This window comes from Acidovorax sp. (genome assembly GCF_046339755.1).
Taxonomy (GTDB): domain Bacteria; phylum Pseudomonadota; class Gammaproteobacteria; order Burkholderiales; family Burkholderiaceae_C; genus Acidovorax.
Genome location: NZ_JBKDTZ010000367.1, coordinates 1 through 8,811, shown reverse-complemented (window position 1 = coordinate 8,811; position 8,811 = coordinate 1). Strand labels below are relative to the sequence as shown.

8 protein-coding genes and 1 pseudogene are annotated in these 8,811 nt (G+C 70.0%); 6 read left to right on the top strand and 3 right to left on the bottom strand.

What is annotated here, in order from left to right; translation table 11 throughout:
* A pseudogene (locus ACK59X_RS31420) lies at window positions 1-1,226 on the top strand (excinuclease ABC subunit UvrA); the annotation flags it as partial.
* Here the strand turns inward: ACK59X_RS31420 and ACK59X_RS31415 are convergent.
* Both ACK59X_RS31415 and ACK59X_RS31410 read right to left on the bottom strand, forming a co-directional pair.
* Window positions 1,223-2,188 (bottom strand): alpha/beta hydrolase, encoded by a 966-nt coding sequence (locus tag ACK59X_RS31415; RefSeq protein WP_409962864.1) that lies wholly within the window; start codon window positions 2,186-2,188, stop codon window positions 1,223-1,225. The pseudogene ACK59X_RS31420 and the gene ACK59X_RS31415 sit on opposite strands and share 4 nt — an antisense overlap.
* Window positions 2,189-2,222: 34 nt before the next feature.
* Window positions 2,223-2,552: a hypothetical protein gene (locus tag ACK59X_RS31410; protein WP_409962862.1), complete on the bottom strand. Its 330-nt coding sequence runs from the start codon at window positions 2,550-2,552 to the stop codon at window positions 2,223-2,225.
* 160 nt (window positions 2,553-2,712) lie between these two features.
* Here ACK59X_RS31410 and ompR point away from each other — a divergent pair, with 160 nt between their 5' ends.
* The 3 genes from ompR to ACK59X_RS31395 all read left to right on the top strand — a co-directional run bounded on the left by ompR (window position 2,713) and on the right by ACK59X_RS31395 (window position 5,318).
* Window positions 2,713-3,459, top strand: a complete 747-nt coding sequence (ompR, locus tag ACK59X_RS31405; RefSeq protein WP_409962860.1) for a two-component system response regulator OmpR — start codon at window positions 2,713-2,715, stop codon at window positions 3,457-3,459.
* Complete coding sequence (locus ACK59X_RS31400) at window positions 3,456-4,805, top strand: ATP-binding protein (protein ID WP_409962858.1); 1,350 nt, start codon at window positions 3,456-3,458, stop codon at window positions 4,803-4,805. The genes ompR and ACK59X_RS31400 overlap by 4 nt, the downstream gene beginning before the upstream one ends.
* A 69-nt stretch (window positions 4,806-4,874) precedes the next feature.
* Complete coding sequence (locus ACK59X_RS31395) at window positions 4,875-5,318, top strand: acyl-CoA thioesterase (protein WP_409962856.1); 444 nt, start codon at window positions 4,875-4,877, stop codon at window positions 5,316-5,318.
* A gap of 26 nt (window positions 5,319-5,344) precedes the next feature.
* On the opposite strand, the gene ACK59X_RS31390 is transcribed toward ACK59X_RS31395, so the two are convergent.
* Window positions 5,345-6,136 carry an IclR family transcriptional regulator gene (locus ACK59X_RS31390; RefSeq protein ID WP_409962866.1) on the bottom strand — a complete coding sequence of 264 codons (792 nt, stop codon included), beginning with the start codon at window positions 6,134-6,136 and terminating at the stop codon, window positions 5,345-5,347.
* 167 nt (window positions 6,137-6,303) lie between these two features.
* Here ACK59X_RS31390 and ACK59X_RS31385 point away from each other — a divergent pair, with 167 nt between their 5' ends.
* Window positions 6,304-8,064 (top strand): FAD-dependent oxidoreductase, encoded by a 1,761-nt coding sequence (locus tag ACK59X_RS31385; RefSeq protein WP_409962854.1) that lies wholly within the window; start codon window positions 6,304-6,306, stop codon window positions 8,062-8,064.
* A gap of 34 nt (window positions 8,065-8,098) precedes the next feature.
* Window positions 8,099-8,811 (top strand): SDR family NAD(P)-dependent oxidoreductase (locus tag ACK59X_RS31380; RefSeq protein ID WP_409962852.1); only part of this gene is annotated, 713 nt, incomplete at its 3' end.

Genomic DNA, 8,811 nt, shown 5'->3' with positions numbered 1-8,811 from the left:
CCCAGGGCAGCTACGACGCCGTGCGCAACCACCCCGAATCGCTCACCGGCAAGTACCTGTCGGGTACGCTGGCCATCGCTGTGCCCAAACGCCGCACGCCCTGGCTGCCGGTGGTGGAGGCGGCCGCACCGGCGCCCGTGCCGGCCAAGGGCAAGTCGCGCTTTCCCGAGACCGAGGCCAGCAAGCGCCGCGCCGAGCGCATGGCCGCCCACCATGCGCGCCAGGGCGCCGTGCAGGCGCTGCGCGTGGCCGGCGCCACCGGCAACAACCTCAAGAACGTGACAGTGGACTTCCCCGTGGGTCTGCTGACCTGCGTGACGGGGGTCTCGGGCTCGGGCAAGAGCACGCTGGTCAACGACACGCTGTACGCCGCGGTGGCGCGCCAGATCTACCGCGCCCACGAAGAGCCGGCCGCGCACGACGAGATCGTGGGCATCGAGTACTTCGACAAGGTCATCAACGTCGACCAGTCGCCCATCGGCCGCACGCCGCGCAGCAACCCTGCTACCTACACGGGGCTGTTCACGCCCATCCGCGAGCTCATGGCCGAGGTCAACACCGCCCGGGAGCGTGGCTACGGTCCGGGGCGCTTTTCCTTCAACGTGGCCGGCGGCCGCTGCGAAGCCTGCCAGGGCGACGGCGTGGTCAAGGTGGAGATGCACTTTCTGCCCGACGTCTACGTGCCCTGCGACGTCTGCCACGGCCAGCGCTACAACCGCGAGACGCTGGAGGTGCTCTGGAAAGGCCGCAACATCGCGCAGATCCTGGAGCTCACCGTGGAGGATGCCTTCGCCTTCTTCAAGGACGTGCCGGCCCTGGCGCGCAAGCTGCAGACCCTGCTGGACGTGGGCCTGTCCTACATCCGCCTGGGCCAGGCTGCCACCACGCTCGCGGGCGGCGAGGCGCAACGCGTGAAGCTGGCGCAGGAACTCTCCAAGCGCGACACCGGCCGCACGCTCTACATCCTGGACGAGCCCACTACCGGCCTGCACTTCGCCGACATCGACCTCTTGCTCAAGGTGCTGCACCAACTGCGCGACGCGGGCAACACCATCGTCATCATCGAGCACAACCTGGACGTCATCAAGACGGCCGACTGGCTCATCGACATGGGTCCCGAAGGGGGGGCCGGCGGCGGCACCGTGGTCGGCGTGGGCACGCCCGAGGACCTGGCGGCCAACCCCGCCAGCCACACGGGCAAGTACCTGGCGCGCTATCTCGCTTAGCGCAGGCGCTGTGCGACGACGGGGTCGAGCGATCCCATAAACGTCTCGACGGCGCGCGTGTAGTCGCTGTCCAGCCCCAGGTTGGCATTGATCTCGCCGTGTGTGAGGTCCTGCGGCAGCACCTCGGCGCGGCCGCCCAGGGCCTGCACATGCGCGGCCATGCCTTGGGCCTGCAGGCAGGGGCGGTCGGGCCGGCTGGTGGAGCACACGAACTGGTAGGGCGGCTGAGCACCCGTCACGGCTTGGTAGGGCGAGATCGCGAGCCAGAAGGCCGGGTCGCTGCCCAGCACCTCGTCGTACAGCGGGTAGTGCGGCAGCGACATCACGACCGGGGCGTTGAGCAGCGCGCTGTCCAGCGACACCGTGCCCAGCCACGGCGTGACGCCCAACTGGCGCAAGAGCGGCGCATGCGCATTGACGAAGGACACCAGGTGTGCCCCGGCCGAGTGGCCCATGAGGATGAACTTGGCGGGGTCGGCGCCCCATTGCGCGGCCTGCTTCTGCGCGGTGTCCAGCGCCAGGGCCACGTCGATGGCCTCCTGCAGCACGTTCACGGCCGGGTGCAGCCGGTAGTTGACCGAGATGAAGACAAAGCCGCGCGGTACCCAGCGCGCGGCCTTTTCCTGCACCACGCGGCTCATGGCCTTGTCGCCGGTGCGCCAGCCGCCGCCGTGCACCATGAAGATGACCGGGGCCGGCCCCTCCACGCTGCTGCGCGGGGCGGCGGGCAGGTACACGTCCATGCGCTGCAGCGGGTCGGTCCCATAGGGCACGTCGGCGATGCGCTGCACGCCGGCCGGAAGGGTGGTGACGGTGCCGCCGCCTTCCTCCAGAAAGAGGCCTGGGTCGGTCAACTGGGCCTGGGCCGGTGCCATGGCGACCAGCGATGCCAGGGCCAGGCCCAGGGGGGCGGCAGCACGGCGGGCCCAGGTGCGCAGGCGGGGGGTGATAGGGGTGGTCATGGTCGTTTTCTCCTGTGATGGTAGTGAAATGCGGTTACTGCTGCGGCATGCCCCGGCGGCTGGCCAGCCGGGCCACCATGGCTGCCGTGATCTCGGCCTCGGTCACATAGCCCTTGCGGGCGGTGTCGATCTGGTCGAAGGCGCTGTGCACACGCGGCATGCCGGCCTGGGCCTCGGCGCGCGTGAGCTGGCCGTTGCCGTCCCGGTCGGCGGCCACGAAGCGCTGGTGCAGCTGTTCTCGCGCCTGCTGTATGTGCTGGACACGCTGGGCCGAGGGCGCGGCCTGCGCGCACGCGCCGGCCATGAGGCCCAGGACAAGCCCGCTGGCGAGGGCCAGTGCGCGGGTGTGGGAAGAAGTGGTCATGGAGGGCTCCTGGGTTGGCAAGGCTCCACTTTCGCGCCCAGGTGTGAGCCATGTGTGGCGTGGGCGGCCCGATGTATGACAAAGCATGACGAAGGGACCTGCGGCAGGGCATTGCGCCCTACCATTGCCCCATCCCGTTTGTTTGCATGCACCCTTGCCCATGACCGACGCCCTGGCCCGTATCCTGGTGGCCGATGACGAGCCCGACCTGCGCGCCCTGCTGCAGCGCTACCTGAGCGACCAGGGCTATGCCGTGCGCACGGTGGACGGCGCCGGGCCGCTCGATGCGCTGCTGGCGCGCGAGCGCTTCGACGTGCTGGTGCTCGACGTGATGATGCCGGGCGAGGACGGCCTGTCCATCTGCCGGCGCCTGCGCGCCCAGGGCGAGACCATTCCCATCCTCATGCTCACCGCACGTGGCGACCCGGTGGACCGCATCATCGGCCTGGAAATGGGGGCCGACGACTATCTGCCCAAGCCCTTCAACCCACGTGAGTTGCTGGCGCGCGTGCAGGCCATGGTGCGGCGCCAGCGCATGCTGGGCGCGCACACCGGCCCGCTGCAGACAGGCCCGGGTGCCAGCGTGTGCTTCGGCGCGTTCGAGCTTTTCCTGCAGGAGCGCAGGCTCACCCGCGACGGGCAAGAAGTAGTGCTCACCAGTGGCGAGTTCGCGCTGCTGCGAGTCCTGGCGCAGCAGCCGCGCCGCCCCCTGGGCCGGGACCGGCTGATCGCGCTGGCTTACGGGCCCGATCACGAGGCCACGGACCGCAGCATCGACGTGCAGGTGATGCGCCTGCGCAAGCTCATCGAGGCCGACCCGGCGCAGCCCCGCCACATCCGCACCGTCTGGGGCGTGGGCTATGTCTTCATGCCCGACGGCGCAGCCCCTGCGGGAGGCGCGGCATGAGCGCGTGGCCGCGCAGCCTGCTCGGGCGCAACCTGCTGCTCATCGCCGCGCTGGTGGTGGCGAGCCAGCTGTGTGCCGTGGTGCTGGTGCGCCAGATGGTGCTGCAGCCGCGCGTGGCCCAGGTGGCCGATGGCGTGGCACACAACGTGGCCGCCCTGCGCGCGGGGCTCGATGTGTTGCCGCCGGGTCAGCGGGCGGCCTTTGTGGAGGCCTTCAATCGCCAGGCGGCCGAGGCGGAGCGCGACGCCGACGAGCCCCCACCCCTGCGCTGGCGTGCCCTGCTGTCTCCACTGGAGCGGCGTTTCGTGCAGGCCGTCGCGCGCCGGCTGGACCAGGCGGAGGCCGGCGGCTCCGGCCAGGCGCGCTGGCGCCGCGATGGCGCGGGCATGCTGGCGCTGCGCGTGGCGCACGGCGGCACGGACTACTGGCTCACCCTGCCCAGCGTCTTTCCCACGCGCGAATTCACGGGGGCCTGGCTCATGGCGACCATCGCCGGCGGGTTGCTCGCGCTGCTGGGTGCCTGGTGGTTACAGCGCCACCTGAACCGGCCGCTGGCGCGCGTGGTGGCGGCTGCGCAGCAACTGTCGAGCGGCCGCCAGCCCGAACCCCTGCCCGAGGATGGCCCGCAGGAGATCGCCACCGTGGCGCGCAGCTTCAACCAGATGGCGCGCAGCCTGGCCGAGGCCGAGCAGGAGCGCACCCTGATGCTGGCCGGTGTCTCGCACGACCTGCGCACGCCGCTGACCAAGCTGCGCCTGGGCGTGGAGATCGCCCAGGCGCAGGTGGATGCCCCCCTGGCCGCCAGCATGGCGCGCAGCATCGAGGAGATGGATGCCATCGTCGGCCAGTTCCTCGATTTCGCGCGCCTGGGCGATGGCGAGCCGGCCACCCTGGCCTCGCTCGACGGGCTGGCCCAGGCCATAGCCGAGGCCCAGGCCGACCACGGCCGCGCGGTGCAACTGGAGCTGGGCGCCGTGCCCGAGGTGCCGGTGCATGCCCAGGCCCTGCGGCGTGCGTTGGACAACCTCGTGGAAAACGCCTGGCGCCATGGCGCCGCGCCCGTGGTGCTGCGCACGGGGGCCGATGCGGCCCGGGCCTGGATCGAAGTGGCGGACCATGGCGCAGGCGTGGCGGTGCACGAGCTGGAGCGCCTGCGCCAGCCCTTTGCCCGCGGAGGCGGCGCAGCGCGCTCCGGCACCCCGGGGGCGGGCCTGGGCCTGGCGATTGCCGAGCGTGTGGCGCGTGCCCACGGTGGGACGCTGGAGCTGCACAGTGCCGCAGGCGCCGGGCTGCGCGCGCGGCTGGTGCTGCCGCGCGTCGCCCCAACCCGCCCGCCTGGTGGGTGACGACACGCTCCTACACATCCCGCAGCACGAAATCGGCTATACCCGTGGCAGTACTGAGGAGACCACCGCATGCATTCCATCACCCTGCGTTTTCTGGCGTCGCACACTGCGCCGTCGGCGTCCGGCCGCATCCACGGCGGCACGGTGCTGCGCTGGATGGATGAAGCAGGCTTTGCCTGCGCCAGCGCCTGGGCGGGCGGCACCTGCGTGACGGCGCTCATGGGCGCTACCAGCTTTGACCGCCCCATCCACCCTGGCGATCTGGTGGAGGTGCAAGCCAGCCTGGCGCACACGGGAGAGACCAGCATGCACATGCTGATCGAGGTGCGCAGCGGCGGCATCCAGGCCAAGGAGCTGCCCGGTGTGGCCCATTGCGTGGCCGTCTATGCGGCGCTGGACGAGGGAGGTCAGCCGCTTGCCGTGGACAAGTTCACTCCCGAGACTCCGGGAGACATGGCGCTGGCCGAGCGCGTGAACGCCCAGGTGGAGGCGGCCCGGCCCGTCCAGGCATAGGGCCCGCCAAGTCCCTGGTGCGTGGTTCAGCCCTGCGCGGGAGGCGCCGTGCGGCCGATGCGCTGCGATACCTCCAGTGCGCACTGGCGCAGCGGCGTGGCCACTGAGCCATCCCAGCTGCTGTCGAAGCTGGCCGAGGGGCCCATGGCCAGGATGCCCAGCACCAGGTGGCCGGCCGAGTCGAACACCGGTGCGCACAGCGCGTCGATGCCGGGAATCGGCTGCCCCAGCGAGCGCGACAGGCCGTGCTTGCGCGTCTCGGCCAGGGCGGCATCAAGCTCCTCATGCTCCGGCGCACCCTTGGCGTCCTTGCGCGTGCCCAGGCGCTGCAGTTCATCGTTCAGGATGCGCTCCACCACCTTGGGCGGCATGTAGGCTGCGAATAGCCGGCCCGTGGCGGTATTGGTCAGCGACATCACGGTGCCTGTGCGCAGGTTCACGTGCAGGGGCTCGATGGGCTCCTCCAGCCGCACGATGGTCGGTCCCAGGTTGCCCCACACGGCCACCGCGATGCTCTGCCCCGAGTCATTGGCCAGCGCCTCGATGAGCTGCGAGGCTTCTTTCACCGGGTCCATGCGCTGCAGCCGGGTCAGGCCCAGCTGCAGGGCCAGCGGCCCGAGCTCGTAGTGGCCGGCTTCGGTCTGCGTGACGAAGCCCACCTTGAGAAAACTCACCATGTACGGGTGCGCCTTGCCCGCCGTCATTCCGCTGGCCTTGGCCAGGTCTTTGAGGGCCAGTGGGCGTACGTGCCGGGCCAGCTGCAGCAGCAGCGCACTTCCGATTTCGACCGATTGAATGCCGCGGCGGCTTTTTTCCATGATGGGGATATCCAGACGGGGGGTGGCCAGTGTATCCATAAGGGTTTTCCATGACATAAACAGATTCATTCGACTGAATCACATCATTTGATATTAGCGGATGAATTGACAATGGTCATATGCTCGTTAGAATTCGCCGAAACACTTCGAACGTTGGAGACAATGCAATGACGCAAGACAGCATCTCGGTGGATGTACTGGTGGTGGGCACGGGCGCCTCGGGCATGGCGACGGCCATCACGGCGGCATCCCAGGGGCTGAAGGTGCTGGTGGTGGAGAAGGAAGCGCGCTTTGGCGGCACCACCGCCCGCTCGGGCGGGTGGCTGTGGATTCCGGGCACGCGCCTGGCCAAGAAGCAAGGCATCCACGAGCCCGCGGGCGCCGCACGCGCCTACCTGCAGCACGAGGCCACGACCCATTTCGACGCGGCGCGCGTCGACGCCTTCCTGGAGTACGGCCCCAAGGCCATCGACTTCTTCACCCAGAACACCTGCGTGCAGTTCGACATGCCGGCGGTGTTCCCCGACTACCACGCCGAGGCCACGGGTGGCCAGCCCGGCGGGCGCTCCATGGTCACGCGCCCGTTCGATGGGCGAGAACTCGGCCCGCGCATCAAGCACCTGGCGCCGCCCCTGCCCGAACTGACGGTGTTCGGCATGATGCTGGGCTCGGGCCCCGAGATCAAACACTTCATGCGGGCTTTCAAGTCGCCCACCTCGTTTGCCTATGTGACGCGGCGCCTGAGCAAGCATGCGATGGACGTCATGGGCCATGGCCGCGGCATGACGCTGACCAACGGCAATGCCCTGGCCGGCCGCCTGGCCAAGGCCGCGATGGATCTGGACATCCCCGTGTGGCTGTCCTCCCCGGTCACGAAACTGGTGGTGGAATACGACGGCGTAAGCGGCGCGCTGGTGCAGCATGAAGGCAAGACCGTGAAGGTGACCGCCACGCGCGGCGTGGTGCTGGCCTGCGGCGGGTTCCCGCACGACGTGGAGCGGCGCAAGCAGCTCTTTCCCCACGCGCCCACCGGCAAGGAGCACTACTCGCCTTCGCCCGCATCCAACACCGGCGACGGCCTCAAGCTCGCCGAGGCCGTGGGCGGCCGGGTGGACGGCACCATCCCCCATGCGGCGGCCTGGGTCCCCGCCTCGGTCACCACGCGCGCCGATGGCAGCAAGGGCGTGATGCCCCACTTCATCGACCGCGCCAAGCCCGGCGTGATCGCCGTGACGCCCAAGGGCCAGCGCTTTGCCAACGAGGGCAACTCGTACCACGACTTCGTGCAGGCCATGGTGGCCGCCTGCCAGGGTGAGAAGGAAGTCTCCGCCTGGCTGCTGTGCGACCACAAGGCCCTGCGCTCCTATGGCCTGGGCTGCGTGGCCCCGGCGCCCATGCCCATCGGCCGCCACCTGCGCAGCGGCTACCTGCTGCGCGGCAACAGCGTGGGCGAGCTGGCCGGCCGCATCGGCGTGGAGCCGGCGGTGCTGGAGGCCACGGTGCGCGAGTTCAACGACGCGGCCCGCCGCGGCGAGGACCCGGCCTTCGGCAAGGGCAGCAAGGCCTACAACCGCTACCAGGGCGATGCCCTGGTCACGCCCAATCCGTGCCTGGCACCGCTGGAGTCCGGGCCGTACTACGCGATCAAGCTCGTGATCGGCGACATCGGCACCTTCGCGGGCCTGCAGACCGATGACCGCACCCGTGTGCTCAACGGTGCCGGCCAGCCGATCAAGGGGCTGTACGCCGTGGGTAACGACGCGGCCAGCATCATGGGCGGCAACTACCCCGGCGCCGGCATCACGCTGGGCCCGGCGCTCACCTTCGGCTACGTGGCCGGCATGGAGCTGGCGGGCGCCCTGGTGCCGGTGCGCGAATCGGTGAGCCTGCAGGAGCGTGCCGCCGTCCCCGTGGCCCGCACGGCCTGAGCGAACACGACAACACGAGAAGAAGGAGCGACAAATGCTGTACCCCGAAGCAGTGGCCCCGCGCCTGTTGAACGGCCGGCTCGCGCTGGTGACCGGCGCAGGCCAGGGCAACGGCCGCGCCATCGCGCTGGGCCTGGCGCAGGCTGGCGCACGCGTCGTCGTGACCGACATGAACGCCGCCGCCGTCGAAGAAACCGCTGGGCTGGTGCGCGCCGCCAGCGGCCAGGCCTGGGCCTACACGCTGGACGTGACCGATGCCGAAGCCTGCCATGCGCTGGCCGCGCAGGTGGGCCGCGACGTGGGGGCCATCGACATCCTGGTGAACAACGCGGGCATCATCATCCGCGAGGGCACGGCCAGCGAGCGTGCCGCCGCCAACTGGAAGAAGACCCTGGACGTGAACGTGCACGGCACCTTCAACGTGAGCCTGGCCTGGCTGCCGGCCATCCAGTCCACCAAAGGCTCCATCATCAACATCGCCTCCATCGCCGCGTACGCGGGCCAGGCCGGCAGCCTGGGCTATTCGCCCTCCAAGGGCGCGATCAAGATGTTCACCCAGTCGCTCGCGGCCGAGCAGGCCCCCTGCGGCGTGCGCGTGAACGCGCTGGCCCCCGGCTCGTTCTCGTTCGCGCTGCACGGCTACGACTCGGTGCTGCTGTACGCCGAGGCTGTCAAGCAAGCCAAGACCACGGATGGATCCGCCGTGCGGCTGGCGCTCGAAGACCTCAAAACCCCCGTGCAGGGCGT